This window comes from Candidatus Nitrotoga sp. 1052 (assembly GCF_927312905.1).
Classification (GTDB): domain Bacteria; phylum Pseudomonadota; class Gammaproteobacteria; order Burkholderiales; family Gallionellaceae; genus Nitrotoga.
The window spans coordinates 84,549-103,650 of record NZ_CAKMHQ010000031.1 but is presented as its reverse complement, the minus strand read 5'-3'; the positions used below and the strand labels follow the sequence as shown (position 1 = coordinate 103,650).

Genomic DNA, 19,102 nt, shown 5'->3' with positions numbered 1-19,102 from the left:
GCTGGATCAATGAAGGTGTGGTCATGTGTGCGCCGATTTGACTTGACCTAAAGTTTTGGTCACGGCTTCCCAATCTCTTAAGACCGGCCATTCACGCGCCCCAGCGTTAAACGTGGTTTTTGAGGTGCCAAGAAGCAAAGAGAAACGAGCGCCCCCCGAATGTAGAGAACGTTGCTGGTTATAACTGTGTGCGTATTGATAAGGGAAAATGATGTCAAACTTACTGAAGATATCAGGGACAGTGGCAACTAAAAAAATATTCGCGATACTTTTTTCGCTCTTTGCATTTCATGCCACGATATTTGAGGCACATGCAACGCCGGTGCTCGACAGTTCGTTCGGAAGCAACGGCATCGTGCGCATCGGAGTGCCCTCCGGCGCGGAGGATAGGCCAACGACGTCCACCCTGCAGCGTGACGGCAAGTTGCTGCTTGCTGGTTGGACGGCGGGACGGCAATCGCACGCTTTTGTTCTCCGACTACTTCCGAACGGCACTCCTGATGCTACGTTCGGCCAGAATGGTGTGGCCTTGTTCGATCTACCCGATAGAGATTATTACAATATCCAACAACTCGAGCAAAGTGCCGATGGTTCGATACTGATTAATGGACTTAGCGGAAACGGCTATACACTAACCCGACTTACGACAGCCGGCATGCTAGACACCAGTTTTGGCGCGCAAGGTTTCTTCCGTGGTGTGGAACCTTTGGCTTACGCTCCCTCGACGCGCTTCGTGCAACAACCGGATGGCGGTCTGCTGATCATCTCGGACGCCACACGAATCTCGCAATTTGCATTGCGACTTACACGCCTTAACTCAGCCGGCGTGCGTGATTCAACCTATGCACCGAATGGCGAGAAGATACTCAGCGGCCTACCTCCGAATTTTAGGATGGCCTCGGACGTTCCAGTTATCGCCGAGCCGAATGGTGGGTTTACAGTTATGGCAAGAGAGTTCTCTAGCAGCGGCTATCTGCTGGTTCGCGTGACAGCCGCTGGTACGCTCAATCTTGACTATGGAAATGGTGGTTTAGTCTCGGGGTACGACGTGAGCAACCCCTTCGAACAACCGGTTGCAATGGTGCGCACCGCTAATGGCGGATTGCTTCTGATTGGCAATGCTCTGCGTTCCTATCCCTCCGGTTTTTTATACCCGAGCGGCAAGAGCATTTTGTGGCGAGTCACTGCCGGCGGCTTGGCAGATGCGTCTTTCGGTACTGCCGGTCGACTGGAAATCGACAGCGGCAATCCCTACGGTTTGCGATTGGCAGCACTGAGTGATGGCAGTATCGCATTGGTCAACGCCGTCGACGGCGTGGACGGCACCACTGCGCACGTGAGTCGTTTCGATGCCAGCGGAGTCCTTGATAGTGCTTTTGGTACTGCCGGCAGCACAACGATTACACTTGCCGACTATAATAAGTTCTCCTCCATAGGTATCCTGCCAAATGGCACAGGCGGCTTATTGATACCAGCAGCGGCCACTCGTACCGTGACATGCGGCCCCATTGATTTCCTTGCCCCTTGTTTTCAAAGGGGTGCGGATGCTACCGTCGCAAGCCTTGATGGCAACGGCCATCTCCAAACCAGCTATGGCCGAGGCGATGGCTTCGCTGTCGTGAATAATGCCGAATACAGCAACGACAAGATTGACGCGATACTGGTTGAAAATTCGGGCAAAATTGTGCTTGCAGGTAGTTCTGATGCAGATGCGACCTCTGATTATTTTCTTGAACGCCTAACGGCAAATGGCTCCCCCGACATTGCATTCGGAACGAACGGACGTGTGAGGCCGAAACAGAACAACCCCTTCATGGGCAAGGTGCGTGCAGCTGAACAAGAAAACGGCGCAGTAACGGTCGTGACCGGAAGAGCCAACACGGCGTTTCGATTTGACTCTACCGGGACGCTCTACGCCGAATTCGCACCCGCTCTCGCAGTACCTGCGACATCCCAAACAGATATTGCGTTGGGCGTACGTCCAGATGGGCGTTTGCTTTACGTAACGACAACACCGAACAGTGGAATTGGAGCTGCATATTTGCAGCAGACCATGCCGGATGGCACACCTGACCTGAGTTTCGGCACGGGCGGTAAAATCGGATTCGCGTTATCTGTGGAATATCCGTTCCACACGGATCTGATTTTGCTTAGCGACGGCTCAGTGGTCTTTGCCGTGCTGACAAGTCAAAATCTGAGTTTCTACAAGGTCGATCCGCATGGATTGGCGGTAACTTCGTTTGGGACGGGCGGCCAGTTTACCTATACTTTTGCCGAACCACTCTCATTTGGAGAACCATTCTCCTTGCTCTCACTGAGTGATGGCTCCCTGTTGGCCGGCATTGGCATTAACACATACGCACCATCCGGTTCGTCAAGCGGATCGCTGCTCGTGATTCGGATTTCCAGCAATGGCCTGCTGATCGGGGCGAACAATTTGTTGGCGGAGCAGGGTTATTTCACTGGGAATTTTGCTGCACTGCCCGACGCCAGTGTGGTGATAGCGCGCAGCCGTAGCGATGGCCCAACGAGCTCGGCAGCGCTATATCGCCTGCTTCCGAATAACAATCTTGATGCGAGTTTTGGCCTTGGCGGGGCGTTTCCACTACCCAGCATATGGAACATCAGCGCGCTGGCGGTCGATGCCCATTCTCGTTTGCTCGTTGCGGGACAGGATGCGACGAGTGCTGTTTTGGCTCGCTATGATCTGAGTGGAGCGCTCGTCAGTGTGCCCGTCGTTGAGTTCTATAACACCAACCTGGATCACTATTTCATTACCGCCGATGCCAGTGAGGCTGCGGGCATCGACGGAGGGAGCGCGGGGCCCGGCTGGATTCGCACCGGAAATAGTTTCAAGTCGGGCGGCAATACGCCCGTTTGCCGGTTCTACGGCAGCCAGGTCCCCGGCCCCAATTCGCATTTCTATACATTAGCGGGCCCTGAATGTGATGGCCTTAAGCAGCTTCAGGCCACCACGCCAGCCTCGCAGAAGCGCTGGAATTTCGAAAGTCTGGATTTTATCTCGACTCCACCGACCAATGGTATATGTCCGACCGGGACAGCGCCGGTCTATCGGGCCTATAACAATGGGTTTGCCCGCGGTGTCGACAGCAATCACCGCTTTTCCAGTGCTGGGGCAGCCATCCAGGATGTCGTCATGCGCGGCTGGATCAATGAAGGTGTGGTCATGTGTGCGCCGATTTGACTTGACCTAAAGTTAGAGTGGTTTGTGAGGTGCCAGTAAGCGAAGAGAAACGAACGGCGCCCTGATGAAAGAGCGTTTCTGGTTATGACTGTGTGCGTATTGATAAGGGAAAATGATGCCGAACTTGCTTAAGATATTAAGGACGGTAACAACTAAAAAAATATTCGCGATGCTTTTTGCGCTCATCGCGTTTCATGCCACGACGTTTGAAGCGCTCGCAGCGCCGGCGCTCGACAGTTCGTTCGGGAGCAGCGGCATCGCGCGCATCGGGGTGCCCTCCGGCGCGGAGGATACGCCATCCGCGTCCGCCCTGCAGCGCGACGGCAAGTTGCTGCTTGCCGGTAGGACGGCGGGGCAACAATCGCACGCTTTTGTTGTCCGACTACTTCCGAATGGCACCCCTGATGCCACGTTCGGCCAAAATGGCGTTGCCTTGTTCGATCTGCCAAATGAATACTATTACGATATCCAACAACTCGAGCAGGGTGCCGATGGTTCCATACTAATAAAAGTATCTAATCCCATACGGATGACTGAACAAGGCGAGACCGGCTATTCACTGACCCGACTCACCGCGGCCGGCATTCTTGACACCAGCTTTGGCACGCAAGGTTTCTTCAGTGTGGGGCTAAACCCGGTGCACTTCGTACAACAGTCGGATGGTGGTCTGCTGATCGTCTCGGACGCCTCGCAAGGGGGACAATTTGCATTACGACTCACACGCCTTAACTCAGCCGGCATGCGTGATTCAGCCTATGCACCGAACGGCGAAAAGATACTCAGCGACCTGCCTCCGAATTTCAGGATGAACTCAGTTGTCGCCGAGCCGGATGGTGGGTTCACAGTTATGGCAAGTGAGTACTCTAGCAGCGGCTCCTCCTATCTGCTGGTTCGCGTGACAGCCGCCGGCACGCTCAATCTTGGCTTTGGAAATGGTGGTTTGGTCTCGGGATCCGACGCGGGCAACACCATCGATCAACCAGACACGATGGTGCGCACCGCTAATGGCGGATTACTTTTGATGGGCAAGAGTCCGACCCTCGGGAATGGCCGGAACCGCGGGAACGACAAGACCATATTGTGGCGAGTCACTGCCGGCGGCTTGGCCGATGCATCTTTCGGTACTGCCGGTCGACTTGAGATCGACAGAGGCTACTACTCCTACGGTTTTCAATTGGCAGCGCTGAGTGATGGCAATATCGCATTGGTCAACGCCGTCGACGGCGTTCACGGCAGCACTGTGCACGTCAGTCGTTTCGATGTCAGCGGAGTCCTTACCAGCAGCACGACGATTGCACTTGCCGGCTATGATGCATTCTCCGCCATAGGTATCTTGCCAAATGGCACAGGCGGCTTATTGATACCAGCAGCGGCCACCCGGACCGTGACATGCATCCCCTTTTACCCTACCTATTGTTTTAGTGTAGGCGCGGATGCTGCCGTCGCAAGCCTCGATGGCAGCGGTCGTCTTCAGACTAGCTATGGCCGAGGCGATGGCTTCGCTGTTGCTGTCGTGAACACCGCCGAATACTACAGCAGCGACAGGATTGACACGATACTGATTGAAACTTCAGGCAAAGTTGTGCTTGCAGGTAGTTCAGATGCAAACGCGACCTTTGATTATTTGCTTGAACGCCTGACGGCAAATGGTTCCCCCGACATTGCATTCGGGACAAACGGGCGTGCGGCGCCAAGACAATACACTTTCTATAGCGGCAAAGTGCGTGCAGCTGAACAAGCCAGCGGCGCGATAACGGTCGTGACTGGAACTGGAGTCGGAGCTTTTGGCTCGATCGGCACCGTCACGGCGTTTCGAGTTGACTCTGCCGGAATGTTCGATGCCGGATTTGCACCCGCTCTCGCAGCACCGTCGTCAGGCAGTACGGATGTTGCGTTGGCCGTTCGTCCAGATGGGCGCATGCTTTACGGAACCACAACGAAAGTCGGAACTGCTATTTTGCAGCAGACAATGCCGGATGGCACGCCTGACCTGAATTTTGGCGCAGGCGGTAAAATCGAATTTCCGTTGTCTGCTGGGGAGCATCCGTTCCATGCGGATCTGGTTTTGCTTGGCGACGGCTCAGCTGTCTTTGCCGTACTGACGAATCGGAACCTGCGTCTCTACAAGGTCGATTCGCATGGGTCGCCGGTAGCATCGTTTGGAATGGTCGGTCAGTTTACCTATACTGTGACCGATCCTTTCTCCTTTGACGGAATACCATTCTCCTTACTCTCACTGAGCGATGGCTCCCTGCTGGCTGGCATTAGCGACGCACTACTCTATTCGCCAAACAGATCGCTGCTCGTGATTCGGATTTCCAGCAATGGCCTACTGCTCGGGGCAAACAATGTGCTGGCGAATCTGGGTTATCTCACTGCAAAGATCACTGCACTGCCTGATGCCAGTGTGGTGATAGCGGGCACCTACGATCGCACAACGAGCGCGGCAGCGCTATATCGCCTCCTTCCGAATAACAGTCTTGACGCGAGTTTTGGCCTCGACGGGGCGTACCCGCTACCCGGCATATGGAACATCCGCGCGCTGGCGGTCGATGCCAATTCTCGTTTGCTCGTTGCAGGACAGGATGCGACGAGTGCTGTTCTGGCTCGCTATAACCTGAGCGGAGCGCTCGTCAGTATGCCGGTCATTGAGTTCTACAACACCAACCTGGATCACTATTTCATTACCGCCGACGCCAGTGAGGCTGCAGGCATCGACGGAGGGAGCGCGGGGCCCGGCTGGATTCGCACCGGAGGTAGTTTCAAGTCGGGCGGCAGTACGCCCGTTTGCCGGTTCTATGGCAGCCAAGTCCCCGGCCCCAATTCGCATTTCTATACACTAGGAGGCTCTGAGTGTGATGGCCTTAAGCAGCTTCAGGCCATCACGCCAGCCACGCAGAAGCGCTGGAATTTCGAAAGTCTGGATTTTATCTCGACTCCACCGACCAATGGTATATGTCCGACCGGGACAGCGCCGGTCTATCGGGCCTATAACAACGGATTTGCCCGCAACGTCGACAGCAACCACCGCTTTTCCATTGATGTGGCCGCCATCCAGGAAGTCGTTATACGCGGCTGGATCAATGAAGGTGTGGTGATGTGTGCTCCAATTTGACTTTCCTTAGAGTTTTGATTATGGCTTCCCAATCACGCAAGGTCGGCCATTCACGCGCCACACCCCAGCCTCGCGTGCGCGCCAATTGCAAATTTGGGGTGAGAATGCTAACTGCTTGTTGCCTGGGGTGAACTCGCACCTCACTTATCAGACGTGTTCGGGTGTTCCTGGACAATTTGCAATTGGCGGGCGTACCAGTTTTATTCATACCCTCCTTCACCACTTGAAACGACCCCGGTATGGCTAAATTCTCTGCATTGAATTGCGCAATCGTTCGTTACCTAATTCATTTCATGTTTCTGAGATATGTCCCTCAGCTGGCACTACGAAAACCCTAAGGTATACTTTTTATCGTGTTAGCCAATTCACGCTCACCCCCTTTTTGTCAGGACTGCCGGATTGATGTCCCCGCAAAGAAGCAGGTATTTTGTAACAGATCCAAAGCGCGTCTTTCTACTCTGGTGTTCAATAAGCAGGTGACGGTTGAAATTTATGGAGTCTCACATTAAATTTTAGTCTCGCAATTCCCCGTGTTCAACAGCAACGAATGTAAATGGCCGGAAATTTGCACTAGAGCCAAATCGAAAGCTTGACCGCTTAGCCCTCAGTCAGGCAACTAATGCTGTTGGCGCAGAAGTTTAACGTGGGTCGGTGTGCGCGGGAGCCAGGCACGAACAGTGAACGTTGCAGCCACATCGTATCCCGGCACCAGCGAGAATGCAACAATGTACTTGTCATCTTTTACCCACCACCAACTTTTGCCAGCAATTGCCTCACGTCCTCTTGTTTCAAATCCGTAAAATCCGTTGTACTCAAAGCCTCCATCCAACTTATCTACTGTGACGCCGATGCTTTCGGCATATCGAATTGCATCCCACCGCGCTCGGTTCCATGCAAAATAATCGTGCGTCGCGGCAGCGCTTATTCCTATCACCAAGCAAATCCAAACTAGCGAAATTATACGTGGAAGGTACACCGTATTTCGGTCAGGAATCGGCCAAGTACGCGCCCAAAGCGCAATCAGAAACGGCAGTACAAAAAGTAGGTATCGATCAAAATAATCAGTAATGACAAATGGTACCAAGTAAGAGCAAACCAATATTGTCAGAAACACACGGCAACTATCGGCTTTCCGCTTCTCTCTGAAAAGATGAGCCAGCGTTTTGAGCACAAGCATGCACAAAGCAACGAATCCGAATGTGGCGGCGATGCCCGCGACACGCCAAACGATTCCCGGGCTCCGATCAAGCTCGTGAGTAGCGCGCGTCATTACGTCGTAAAGTGTAAAAGGGCCGATTCCGGCCGCATCAAGTGTATTGTTTGGACGATAAGGAGGTAGCCAGTTGCAAGCCAGCGCAACGCCAGCGGCAATGATTGCAAACAGAACGCCAGTAATTCGAACGCGGCGTGACGAGCCAGGCATACCCCACCAGGCCATCCAGCCGATCAAAAACAATCCCAGATAACCAGCTATCGAAAGAACGTTTAAACCGACAAAGCTTCTTCTACCGATCTCGCCACGAAGTTCACTCATTAAAAGAGGCCACACTCTAGAATGCGCATTAAGTTGCGCATCAGGAATTCCAGGTCCATTTTTTAAATATATTTGATACAAAATTTCTGCAGCAAGCACAATGACGAAAGGAGCGAGCACAAATGCAATGTCACGTGGTGTTCGTGCGCGCTGGGTCCAAAACCACGTAACCATGAATGCGAACGGTATGACAATAACAACCTGTCGTTGCAAGGTTCCAATTACGGACAACAAGATTGCCCAGGCTAGTATTTTTTTAGAAAATTTTTCTAGCAATATAACAAACAATGTAGCAGCTGACAGCGCGAAAACTAGGCAATACAAATCTGTCATAAACGAGTTTGCAAGAATCGGCCAGCTTGGCATTGCAATCAACACGAGCGTAGCCACAAAAGCTTGCGCAGCAGCCAGCGAAGTACTTCTGAAGAAATAGAAGGCAGTAATACTTGCAAGCAGCGCCACGATCTGGGTCAGATGTCGAAGGGCATCGAAAGAAAAGCCAACCGCCGCAGTGACCAACCCACCAGCGACAGTTTGTGGCAATAGATTCATCGCTATCCAGTTCGATAGTCGAATGCGATGTTCCGTGTTGAACCAGATGGCACTATGGGCATAGGCCCAATCGTCATTCAGTGGAAAATTGCCGTAAGGCTGGATAACCGCAATCATAAGCAATTGAAACGCGATTAATAGTGCCAGATAATGTCGGTCATTCGTCAAGAATCTATACTTAAGCGCGACATCTTGTAAATCGAGACAGCGCTGACCGGTACTTACCGAAAAATCCACAATTTTCCTCCGATATAAGTGAAAATTGTTAAGGACACCGTAGTTATAATTTGCGCCTTCCATACCGTCAAACCAGCGGCCATCAAGCTGCTAAGCAGTAGACTGTTTGCCACCATCTGAATAAACAATGCAAAAACAAAACGAAACATCACTTTCCTGACACCCGATGTCGGTGAGAAAACGTGAAAATAAGATAGAAGAAAACGGACTGCGGCTCCAGCACCGAAACCGAGCGTGCTTGCAAAAACTCCCGCTATTCCGGCATGGATCAAAATAAACATTACTGTGTAATGAGCGGAGGTAGCAATGAGTCCTGCAATTACATGCAAACAAAAACCATACGCCCACAAAGGTATCTTGCCAGAGAAAATTGTCACCCTATATTTGCTCAAAGGAGTATCTGATTTAGATGCCGCTTTAGTCCAGCTTGCGAAATAAAACGTGACGATAAATACCAAAGCGTGCTAAAAATCCAAGAACGGATGTCCCGAGCACAGCGAAACCATAGCGCACAGAAAGGCGGAAATTGATTGAGCTGGCGTCGGCGAAATACTTGGTAGGAACAGAGATTTCACCCACACGAAATCCCGCCAAAAGAGCCTGAGCCAACAGTTCATTGTCGAAAACAAAATCGTCAGAATTCTGCTGCCATGGCAAGGACTGCAACAGTGCGTGCGAATATGCACGATAGCCAGTATGGTATTCGGACAGCTTCGCGCCAAGCAGTAAGTTCTCAAATGCCGTGAGAACACGGTTAGCTATGTATTTCCAAAGCGGCATACCGCCTTTTAGCGCCCCGCCGCCCAGAATACGTGAACCAAGCACCAAATCGTATACTCCAGATTCGATCATCGCCGCCATGGCAGTCACTAAGCGAGGTTCGTATTGATAGTCGGGGTGTAACATTACTACAATGTCTGCTCGTTGCTCAAGAGCGGCTGTATAACAGGTTTTTTGATTGGCTCCGTATCCCCGGTTGGATGAGTGCAATTTCAATGGGATGCCCAGCGCTTTCGCCACTGTAACGGTACCGTCGTCGCTGGCATCATCAACTACGAGAACATTGTCGACGATATCATGCGGCAGATTACGCCAAGTTTCTTCAAGCGTTTTTGCAGCGCGAAACGCGGGCATAACTACCATCACTGTCTTATTATTTATCATTATTCTGATCTATATGATTGTAGGCTGCGAAAACCACAAGTTTTTCGTCTTCGTATATTGGCAGTCCGAAACGGTTACGCAACGCGCTTTCACATTGACGAGTGTCGTCACCGATAATGATTTTTGTGCCGTTGTCTTTGGTAACCATAAACGGCTTTCTAAAGGTAATCATATCTATTTTTTTTAGAGCAAGATCGGCATCATCAGAAACAAAAACAACATTATGAAATTTGAAACGCACGTCGTGAGGTAATTCACTCAAATGTGGTACGACGCAAAGTCCTGAAAGATAAGCGGGTACGATATGTTGTCTGCTTATCCGTTCCCAACGCGGCGCATCCCAACTATAGCTTTCAAAATAAAAAGGCGCAGCAGCAATTCGTATGCTGCCGGGTTCGAGCACACGCAATTGGGACCAAAATGAAGACAACGGAGCATAGCGATCGAATTGTTTTGGCAGCGGATTATGCTCAGGCCTAAAATCAAAATAGAAAAAAGGATTTGCGATATTAGAATTCGGATAAAAGAAAATTTCTCGAAGAGGCGATTGTGCTGCCATTGACAATACCGGAAACGCAAGTATTGCTGAAATTAAGAACCTTGATATCACTAACGACGCGTGGTTAGCAAAATCTGCTAGCCGAACTGTCCCGGCGGCAACCGATAACAATAAAAGCGGTATCACAGGCAACAAATACCGACCGAAGGTAATCGGATTTTGAATCCAGGCCGGACGCATCAACAACAATGTCAGCAGCGTCAACAACAGGCCGAAGGCAATTGTGCGTACAAGCGGTAGCCGACGCCACAACGTGGGAAATCCGAACGCCGCAAGCAAAACAGTTAGTACGACAACCGCAGTGGAACCGCTTCCCGCCCACCAGTGCAAGGCACCGACAACGGTTTGCAGGCTCGGACTGTCTACACCGCTCTTGCCGGCGATCGCCGACACATTTGCCATGAGGGGTGGGCCAACCAGCAATGCCATGCCCAACACCGTTGGTAAGCCCAGTTGCAGCAGCAAACGAATCCGAACATTTCGGTCGGCAGGTGTGTTAAGAAATAGCGAACCGCATTGATAAAGAAGAGGCGCGACCACCATAGGGCCGGCAACTAAGTGCATCCAGGTGGCAAGAATAGCGGATGTTCCGTACAAAGCGCCGGTCAATGGCCGACGCGCTGAGCTATTGCAATAGCGATCGAAGGCATAGTGAGCAAGGTAAACCAGAAGGACGGTAAGCGCATAGGGGCGCGCAATCCTACTATAAAGCACAAGTACAGGGGAAATCGCCAATAGAAATGCAAATAGTATTGCATAGCGTGCGCCCAAAGCACCCCAGATATAGAGGGGGAATAAAATCAGGGCCGCGCTCCCGCACAATAGCATCGGCCAGCGCATGCCGAATTCGCTCAAACCGAACCACGACGTTTCCAGCCAGTAGAGCAAGGTCAACGGAATGCAGTAATCGTACACACCGAAGGATAAAAAGATTTCCATCGGTCGATGCTGTTCGATCAATTGATATACTGCGTGCCATTCGTCGTCAATCAGGATCTGGCCCGTAAATTGATATAAACGCAGCGCGATCCCAATTGCCAATGCGCTCAGAAAAAGTACTGTTAGGGTGTTATTGTTTTTAGAGAACTTGGCAGTGCCCACCATTATATTGGTCCATTTTCGCTCTAGCGCAAATTGCAACATTTTAACCTGGTTGACCATTGGAAAGTGAGTCCATTAAACCCAAATAATTCATTAGCCGATGCAAGGTATTATTAAGTGATCTTAAATTTTATATTTTACTATATAATCAATTATATAAAATAATATTACAGCAATGAGATAAGTTGAATTTTTAGCTCAAGCGTCGGAAGCTTCATCACCCTTCGAGATCTAATTCACCTCGAATGAAGTCAGTGCATGGGAGGTATGCATTTGATGAAGCGAATGTTAGACAGCATGAATTTTAGTGCAGCAGCATCGCAGTGGAATTTGCCAGAGCCAGGATCCAATCGCGGATAGACTGCCTCGATGGCTTCCGGGAAGCCTTTGAGTCCATCGACGCAGACGATAAAGATATCTTGCACGCCTCGCGTCTTCAGCTCAGTGACTACCTGCAGCCAGAACTTAGAATCCTCGGTTTGGGATCCACAGCCTGGGTTATTTTATGGCATACCAGCTTTTATACTGTATGGCAATGCGCAATATTGAATGACATAAAGCAAAAAAGCCCAGCATCTACAGGGCTTTTGTTGGTTTATCTGGACGGCATCGGATGGCATAGGCCACCTAAAACAGCTTAGACGTTGAAGCGGAAGTGCATAACATCGCCATCTTGTACCAAATAATCCTTGCCTTCCAACCGCATTTTCCCTTTCTCTTTTGCGCCTGCCTCGCCCTTGCAGGCAATGAAATCCTCATAGCTGATCACTTCGGCGCGAATAAAGCCATGCTCGAAATCATTATGAATGACGCCCGCGGCCTGCGGTGCGGTATCGCCTATATGAATCGTCCAGGCGCGCACTTCTTTCACTCCGGCGGTAAAGTAGGTTTGCAAACCTAACAGCTTATATGCCACGCGAATCAGTCGGTTTAGACCTGGTTCTTCCAAACCGACGTCGGCCAGGAATTCTTTTTTATCTTCGTCTGAAAGCTCTGAAATTTCTGACTCCAGCGCTGCGCAAATCGCCACTACCGGAGCACCTTCACGTGCGGCGAACTCTTCCAGCCGCGTCAATAATGGATTATTTTTAAAACCATCTTCAGCCACATTGGCCACGTACATGGCAGGCTTAATCGTGAGCAGGCACAGCGGCTTAAGCGAGGCGAGCTGCGCCGCATCCAGCTTCATCATGCGCGCAGGTTTGCCTTGGTTTAAATGGGTAGCAACCTGATCCAGCAATTCACCAAACTTAGCAGCTTCTTTGTCGCCGGAGCGTGCAGCCTTGGAGTTACGCAACTGGGCTTTTTCCACCGTTGTCATATCCGCCAGCGCCAGTTCCGTTACGATCGTTTCAACGTCGGAAATCGGATCTACCTTGCCCGCCACGTGAATGACGTTGTCGTCCTCGAAACAGCGCACCACATTCAAAATGCCATCGGTCTCACGAATGTTGGCGAGAAATTGATTACCCAAGCCTTCGCCCTTGGATGCCCCGGCCACCAGTCCGGCAATGTCCACGAACTCTGTGATGGCATATTGCATTTTCTGCGGCTTGACGATATCGGCCAGCGCCTGCATCCGCGCATCCGGAACTTCCACAATGCCGACGTTAGGTTCAATAGTACAAAACGGATAATTCTCCGCCGCTATACCCGCCTTGGTGAGTGCATTGAATAAGGTGGACTTGCCTACATTGGGCAGACCGACGATTCCGCATTTCAGACTCATGAATATTCCTTAAAATTAATTACTGTGCAACTTCAGCATTGCCGCTTTCAGCTTGCCATCGACTATCAGGGGAACCACATCCAGCGCACGCTGCATGGCGTGCTCAATTAACTCCGCTTCTTCACGGCGCGGGGCATTCAGCACATAATTAACTACGTCTGCACGTTCACCAGGATGACCAATGCCGATACGCAGCCGCCAAAAATCGCGCGTGCCAAGATGCGCAAAGATGTCCTTCAAGCCGTTGTGTCCGCCGTGACCACCACCGAGTTTAAGCTTGACGCTGCCCGGCGGCAAATCAAGTTCATCATGAACTACCAAGATGTGTCGAGGTTCGATTTTGTAGAACTGTGTCAGCGCCCCCACTGCGCGGCCACTGATATTCATAAAGGTTTGCGGCTTCAGCAGGAATAATTCACGACCATCCACGTGGCCGCGCGCGACCAAACCGTGGAACTTGCTTTCGGCCTTGAACGTGAATTGGCGCATGCGCGCGAACGTGTCCACCCACCAGAATCCAGCGTTGTGCCGGGTGAAATCATATTCACGACCGGGATTACCCAGCCCGACAATTAACTTGATTTCACTCATTTTCAGTTCACACCATGTGAAAAACCGTTCACGACATGTTAAAAACCCGCCATGCACTCAGAAAGTGCGTGGCGGGTTTTTAATTGTAATACCTATGCTACTTAGATTTCGCCGCAGGTTTCGCCGCAGCTTTCGCATCAGCAGGAGCGGCAGCTACTGCTGCAGCCGCTGCCAATGCTTCTGCTTCAACCGCGCCACGCGGTACCTGGACAGTGGCCACTACGGCATCTCCAATATGGATACCTGCCGCTTCTACGCCTTTAGGGAAATTGAGGTCGGACACATGGATGGGATGATTCAGCGCCAGAGTGGACAGATCGACCTCGATAAATTCGGGCAAGTCAGCCGGCAAGCAAGCAATATTCAGATCATTCATCACGTGAGAGACGATACCTCCGTTCAGCTTCACCCCAGGGGCGATATCGGCATTTACAAAGTGCAATGGCACTTTCATATGGATCTTCTTATTTGATTCCACGCGCTGAAAATCGATATGTTGCACTTGCTGGCGAAATGGATGCATTTGAAAATCACGCAACAACACTTGCTCTTTTTTGCCATCCAAATCAAGTGTCAATATGGAAGCATGGAACCCTTCCTTACGTAGGCTGTGATACAGATTGTTGTGATCAAGGTCAATCAGCGTAGGCTCAACACCACCATACACGATACCAGGCACACGGCCAGTCTTGCGCAGACGGCGGCTCGCACCCGTTCCTTGCGCCTTGCGGGATATTGCGCTTAGTTCGATTTTCATTTTGTTTCTCCACTTCAAATTCGGAATCACCCGCGACCAGGCAATTCCAGGTTACGCGGCAGTCAACATGACAGCCACAAAAACTATTCCATAAATAATGAGCTGACGGATTCTTCCGCATGGATGCGACGAATTGTTTCGGCCAGCAGCTCAGCCACACTCAACTGGCGAATACGCTTGCAAGCTATAGCCTCATTGCTCAACGGGATAGTGTCGGTTACGACCAGTTCATCTATTGCGGAATTTTCTATGCGCTCAATCGCCGAACCTGACAGCACCGGGTGTGTGCAATACGCCACCACCTTCTCCGCACCCTTGGCTTTCAGTGCATCAGCGGCCTCGCATAAGGTATTACCAGTATCTACCAAGTCGTCCATGATCAAACAGGTTCGGTCTGCCACTTCACCAATGATGTTCATCACCTTGGCCACGTTGGGCTTGGGGCGACGCTTGTCGATGATGGTGAGATCAGCTTCCAAACGCTTGGCCAATGCACGCGCACGCACTACGCCGCCCACGTCCGGTGAGACCACCACCAGATTTTGGTAATCATGCTTCCACACATCTGCCAACAAAATCGGGCTAGCGTAGATGTTGTCCACAGGAATATCGAAAAACCCCTGTATCTGATCCGAATGCAAATCCATGGTTAGAACGCGATCTACGCCAACACCGCTAAGCATGTTCGCCACCACCTTGGCAGTAATCGCCACGCGCGCGGAACGCGGACGTCGATCCTGCCGGGCATAGCCAAAATAGGGTAGCGCGGCGATGATCCGTCCAGCGGAAGCACGTTTAAGGGCATCCACCATTACCAGCACTTCCATCAGATTATCGTTGGTTGGGGCGCATGTTGATTGCAGAACAAACACGTCTTTGCCGCGCACGTTGTCGAGAATTTCTATCATCACCTCGCCGTCTGAAAAACGGCCAACGGTGGCTCGCCCAAGCTGAATATTAAGGTGCTGCGCTACATGTTGCGCAAGCTTAGGATTGGCATTACCGGTGAACACCATCAAGCTGTCGTCGGACACCATGCTCCCCTTAAATAAAAACGGGCGCAAGCGCCCCAAACAAGCAACATCCTTCAAACTGGCTGGGGAGGTAGGGATCGAACCTACGAATGCCGGAATCAAAATCCGGTGCCTTACCACTTGGCGACTCCCCAATAATCTTGCATTTCACATTACGGTAAAATCCCGAAGTGGATGCTGCGACAAACCGCGCGCTACAATACCGCGCATGTCTGACGGCAAATATTCTATAACTGCTTGCGCCTGTGCCTCGGTAACAAACTCAGCAAACACACAGGCACCAGAACCACTCATCCGAGCTTGCGCAAATTTCTCAAGCCAAACAAGATGCCGCGCCACTTCCGGGTATAAGCTGCATACCACCGACTGTAGATCGTTGTGTGGTAGCCGTAGCGGAAGGCCGCGAATTCTGAGGGAAATCGCATCCCGTGTCAATTCCAAGTTCGCAAAATCCAAGTGTGCAAATACCTTTGCCGTAGCGACATGCACTGGCGGGAACAACACCACATACCAAGCATCCGGCACATCGTAGGCCTGCAATTGCTCACCTATGCCTTCTGCATAGGCATTTTCACCGAACACAAATACCGGTACGTCCGCACCCAGAGACAGGCCTATCTCCATCAACCGTTCGCGCGACAACCCCAAGTTCCATAGGTTATTCAATGCAATGAGCGTAGTGGCTGCATCCGAACTACCGCCACCCAAACCACCGCCCATAGGGATACGTTTCTCCAGAGTGATGTCCACACCCAACCTGCAACCGCATTCCTTTTGCAGCAGACGTGCGGCGCGTACGCACAAATCCTGTTCCTGTGGCACACCATCAAGCGCACTGATGCGGCGCACCACACCATTTTTGCGCAGCGAGAAGTGCAACATGTCACTAAAATCAATGAAACGAAACAGGGTTTGCAGCAGATGATAGCCGTCCATCCTGCGCCCTACCACATGCAAAAAAAGGTTAAGCTTGGCTGGTGCCGGAAAGGTTAGAGTGTTTGTTATATTTCCCATTCATCGATCAGCAATTGGATTTCCAATCCATCGCGTTGCATGGCAAGACGTAATGGCAAGCTGTCCGGTGTTTGCGCTGCATAGCGCGTATAGCGTATCACCCAGCCATCCTGGCTTAGCAGTATCACCTGTCCGTTAGCATCATGCTCAATGTCAAATGCACCCTTCGGCGCTGGCAACGCCAACACCCAATAACGCAAGCCAGACAGCGGCAAACGCCAGCCCAGCACTTGCTGAGTTAATTCGTCGGCGTCTTGTGCTGCGTAGTGCTTAAACGGCATATCCAGCACTGCACCCCGCATATCGCTACGAATGCGAGCCACAGTCTGCCCAAATGGTGCAAGCAGCAGGAATTCATCTGCCCCAGCATAATGCATCCAGCGTACTCCGGATAAAGATCGATCACCTTCATGTTTTACGGCGATCCGCCCAGACAATACAAAAGGCAGATGTTCCGACTGCATGGGTCGCGTAACGGGCTGCTGGGATGCTGGCGGTGCGCTTGCGCAACCAGCCAGCAACAAGAGACACAGCAGAAACAGTCGATGTATCAAGGCGTAAATTTCTTAATGACAACCTGCAGCACTGTACTGTCAGGATTAGCCTTTAGTGCGTCGCTCCACATTTTTTTTGCTTGCTCTTTTTCGCCCTGCGCCCACAGCACTTCGCCGAGATGCGCAGCAATTTCCGGGTCTGGATTGGCAGCATAGGCACGGCGCAGGTACTCCAAACTCTTGGGCAAATTGCCCAAGCGATAATACCCAAAACCCATGCTGTCAATGATGCCGACGTCCTCCGGGGCAAGCTGGTAGGCCTTCTCCACCAGTTTCATCGCCTCAGGCACGCGCTCATTGCGCTCTAGCAGACCATAGCCCAGCGCGTTATAAGCTTGTGCGTTGCCGGGATCGATCTCAATTAATTTTCGCATCATCTTCTCAAACACATCATGTTTCCCGGCCTTATCCGCCAGCATCGCCGCCTCATACATTAGGTCTGGTTGATTGGGTAACTTTTCCAGCCCTAGCATTAGCACCTGATAGGCAGATTCAAATTGCTTCGCATCGCGCAGAATCTGTGCCTCAACCATGGCCAGTTGTACGCGCTGCTGATTATTCTTCGCAACGGTCTTGTGCAAGAGCTGTCGCGCCTCATCCAGCTTACCCAGCTTATTGGTCAGGTAAGCCATGCGTAAGCGCGCGGAGAAGTTATATTCCCCATCCTTTACTTTGCTGTAGTTCTGCATTGCCGCTTTATCTTGCTTCTTCGCTTCACTCAACTGGCCAAGGTAGTAATACACTACGTTTTCATCTTTCTTTCTATTAGTGAGGGCCTGCTGCAACTCTTTCTCACCACGATCCAGCTCACCCATGTCTAGCGACAACAGTCCCACCGCGAACGCCAGATCGGCGTTATCTGGATATGCGTTAAGCAGCCGCTGAAATTCAGCGCGCGCTTCTCGATTCTGCTTCTGTTCCATCAGCGCGCGCGCATAAAACAGGCGCACCTCCTTGGTGTCAGGATAAGATTCAAGATAATTTTTCAGCAATGTCAATGCCTGCTGTGGCGCCACACCCTGTAGCAATTGTGCGTTGAGTAGCACGGCACTATCCCATTCCGGGCGCAAGGCGTATGCCTGCCGGGCTTCTTCCAAGGCTAACTCGTGTTTACCTGCGGCTTCTGCTACTTGTGCCAGCGCCCAACGCGCCTCCGCCACGCGCGGATAAGGTTGCGCCAATTCACGAAGTAAATTGAATGCGGCACTTTTATCGGGATAACTTGCGATCATTGGGGAAATACGCATAAAAATATTTCCGACATTCTCCGTCGTTGCCGCCAAAAGACTTAAAAGATGCGGGCGTGCCTCATCCAGCTTGCCGCCACTTATCAGCAAGGTGGCCAGAGCCTGTTTCGCCAGCAGTGAATTTGGTTCTATTTCCAGCCACAGATTGAATGCTTCCATCGCTTTATCCATTTGGCGCGTCTCAAAAGCCAAATGTGCAGCATAGCGTGCCACGCGCGGATCACGCGTGGAGTTGGCCAGCTTTAGGTAAAGCTGCGCAGCCAACTCAGGCTGGCCGCGCTGCAGGGCCATTTCACTCAAAAGATACTCATAGAGTACCTGCTCAGTCAATTCCTGCTTGGGCAGTTCCGCTTGCTTTTCAGCTTCAAATCCCGGTTTCTCCGCTTGCCCCGTGTCCTGCTGCGACGCGTGCGCACAAGAAACCAACAACAATGCAACAACAACTATGTTATGTTTTAAATTCATCATATTTAATAGGTAGGTATTTTAAAAAATAAAAAAATCATGGAATTGCATATGCCCTCTGATTGAGCCCTCGTCACTTTTAAATTGCGTCAAAGCTAAGGGTAACTCAGATTCGAAGAGCACCCAAATGCATCGCCGCGAAGTATTTCCGTGTTTTATGTCCGTGTTTTATATAATAAAACTATAAATTTCTTAGAAACATCCCTATTTTGTTGCCCGACATGATTGAATAATTTCATTTTGA

General features: G+C 51.2%; 13 protein-coding genes, 1 tRNA gene and 1 pseudogene. 2 read left to right on the top strand and 13 right to left on the bottom strand.

Features of this window, described 5'->3' with window-relative positions; translation table 11 throughout:
• Nucleotides 1-208: 208 nt before the first annotated feature.
• Together MJ768_RS07335 and MJ768_RS07330 are read left to right on the top strand one after the other, a co-directional pair.
• Nucleotides 209-3,205: a hypothetical protein gene (locus MJ768_RS07335; RefSeq protein ID WP_239289615.1), complete on the top strand. Its 2,997-nt coding sequence runs from the start codon at nt 209-211 to the stop codon at nt 3,203-3,205.
• 124 nt (nt 3,206-3,329) lie between these two features.
• Nucleotides 3,330-6,320 carry a hypothetical protein gene (locus tag MJ768_RS07330; protein WP_239289613.1) on the top strand — a complete coding sequence of 997 codons (2,991 nt, stop codon included), beginning with the start codon at nt 3,330-3,332 and terminating at the stop codon, nt 6,318-6,320.
• A gap of 616 nt (nt 6,321-6,936) precedes the next feature.
• Here MJ768_RS07330 and MJ768_RS07325 read toward each other — a convergent pair.
• The 13 genes and pseudogenes from MJ768_RS07325 to MJ768_RS07265 all read right to left on the bottom strand — a co-directional run bounded on the left by MJ768_RS07325 (nt 6,937) and on the right by MJ768_RS07265 (nt 18,861).
• On the bottom strand, nt 6,937-8,643 hold the full coding sequence (locus MJ768_RS07325; RefSeq protein ID WP_239289611.1) for a hypothetical protein: 1,707 nt from the start codon (nt 8,641-8,643) through the stop codon (nt 6,937-6,939).
• On the bottom strand, nt 8,628-9,020 hold the full coding sequence (locus tag MJ768_RS07320; protein ID WP_239289609.1) for a GtrA family protein: 393 nt from the start codon (nt 9,018-9,020) through the stop codon (nt 8,628-8,630). The genes MJ768_RS07325 and MJ768_RS07320 overlap by 16 nt, the downstream gene beginning before the upstream one ends.
• Nucleotides 9,021-9,060: 40 nt before the next feature.
• Nucleotides 9,061-9,807 carry a glycosyltransferase family 2 protein gene (locus MJ768_RS07315; RefSeq protein ID WP_239289607.1) on the bottom strand — a complete coding sequence of 249 codons (747 nt, stop codon included), beginning with the start codon at nt 9,805-9,807 and terminating at the stop codon, nt 9,061-9,063.
• A complete protein-coding gene (locus tag MJ768_RS07310; RefSeq protein ID WP_239289605.1) occupies nt 9,797-11,470 on the bottom strand; it encodes a glycosyltransferase family 39 protein in 1,674 nt (557 codons plus the stop codon). Before MJ768_RS07310 ends, MJ768_RS07315 begins: the two co-directional genes overlap by 11 nt.
• Before the next feature lie 349 nt (nt 11,471-11,819).
• A pseudogene (locus MJ768_RS07305) lies at nt 11,820-11,952 on the bottom strand (transposase); the annotation flags it as partial.
• Nucleotides 11,953-12,104: 152 nt separating this feature from the next.
• Complete coding sequence (ychF, locus tag MJ768_RS07300) at nt 12,105-13,196, bottom strand: redox-regulated ATPase YchF (protein WP_239289603.1); 1,092 nt, start codon at nt 13,194-13,196, stop codon at nt 12,105-12,107.
• A 15-nt stretch (nt 13,197-13,211) separates the two neighbouring features.
• Entirely contained in the window at nt 13,212-13,787 is a 576-nt protein-coding gene (pth, locus tag MJ768_RS07295) for an aminoacyl-tRNA hydrolase (protein WP_239289593.1), read from the bottom strand.
• Between the two features lie 97 nt (nt 13,788-13,884).
• Nucleotides 13,885-14,544, bottom strand: coding sequence for a 50S ribosomal protein L25/general stress protein Ctc (locus MJ768_RS07290; protein ID WP_239289583.1), 660 nt, complete (start codon nt 14,542-14,544; stop codon nt 13,885-13,887).
• 83 nt (nt 14,545-14,627) lie between these two features.
• Nucleotides 14,628-15,581 (bottom strand): ribose-phosphate pyrophosphokinase, encoded by a 954-nt coding sequence (locus tag MJ768_RS07285; RefSeq protein ID WP_239289581.1) that lies wholly within the window; start codon nt 15,579-15,581, stop codon nt 14,628-14,630.
• Nucleotides 15,582-15,637: 56 nt separating this feature from the next.
• Nucleotides 15,638-15,712, bottom strand: a tRNA-Gln gene (locus MJ768_RS07280).
• 13 nt (nt 15,713-15,725) lie between these two features.
• On the bottom strand, nt 15,726-16,592 hold the full coding sequence (ispE, locus tag MJ768_RS07275; protein WP_239289579.1) for a 4-(cytidine 5'-diphospho)-2-C-methyl-D-erythritol kinase: 867 nt from the start codon (nt 16,590-16,592) through the stop codon (nt 15,726-15,728).
• A complete protein-coding gene (gene lolB, locus MJ768_RS07270) occupies nt 16,580-17,146 on the bottom strand; it encodes a lipoprotein insertase outer membrane protein LolB (protein WP_239289568.1) in 567 nt (188 codons plus the stop codon). Before lolB ends, ispE begins: the two co-directional genes overlap by 13 nt.
• Nucleotides 17,143-18,861, bottom strand: coding sequence for a tetratricopeptide repeat protein (locus MJ768_RS07265; RefSeq protein WP_239289559.1), 1,719 nt, complete (start codon nt 18,859-18,861; stop codon nt 17,143-17,145). Before MJ768_RS07265 ends, lolB begins: the two co-directional genes overlap by 4 nt.
• Nucleotides 18,862-19,102: the final 241 nt, after the last annotated feature.

What these genes read in the sequence shown, in the direction of transcription:
- MJ768_RS07265 (WP_239289559.1), bottom strand. Translation starts at nt 18,861, where the DNA reads ATGATGAATTTAAAACATAACATAGTTGTTGTTGCATTGTTGTTGGTT.
- MJ768_RS07335 (WP_239289615.1), top strand. Translation starts at nt 209, where the DNA reads ATGATGTCAAACTTACTGAAGATATCAGGGACAGTGGCAACTAAAAAA.
- MJ768_RS07285 (WP_239289581.1), bottom strand. Translation starts at nt 15,581, where the DNA reads ATGGTGTCCGACGACAGCTTGATGGTGTTCACCGGTAATGCCAATCCT.
- pth (WP_239289593.1), bottom strand. Translation starts at nt 13,787, where the DNA reads ATGAGTGAAATCAAGTTAATTGTCGGGCTGGGTAATCCCGGTCGTGAA.
- ychF (WP_239289603.1), bottom strand. Translation starts at nt 13,196, where the DNA reads ATGAGTCTGAAATGCGGAATCGTCGGTCTGCCCAATGTAGGCAAGTCC.
- MJ768_RS07315 (WP_239289607.1), bottom strand. Translation starts at nt 9,807, where the DNA reads ATGATAAATAATAAGACAGTGATGGTAGTTATGCCCGCGTTTCGCGCT.
- MJ768_RS07310 (WP_239289605.1), bottom strand. Translation starts at nt 11,470, where the DNA reads ATGGTGGGCACTGCCAAGTTCTCTAAAAACAATAACACCCTAACAGTA.
- ispE (WP_239289579.1), bottom strand. Translation starts at nt 16,592, where the DNA reads ATGGGAAATATAACAAACACTCTAACCTTTCCGGCACCAGCCAAGCTT.
- MJ768_RS07290 (WP_239289583.1), bottom strand. Translation starts at nt 14,544, where the DNA reads ATGAAAATCGAACTAAGCGCAATATCCCGCAAGGCGCAAGGAACGGGT.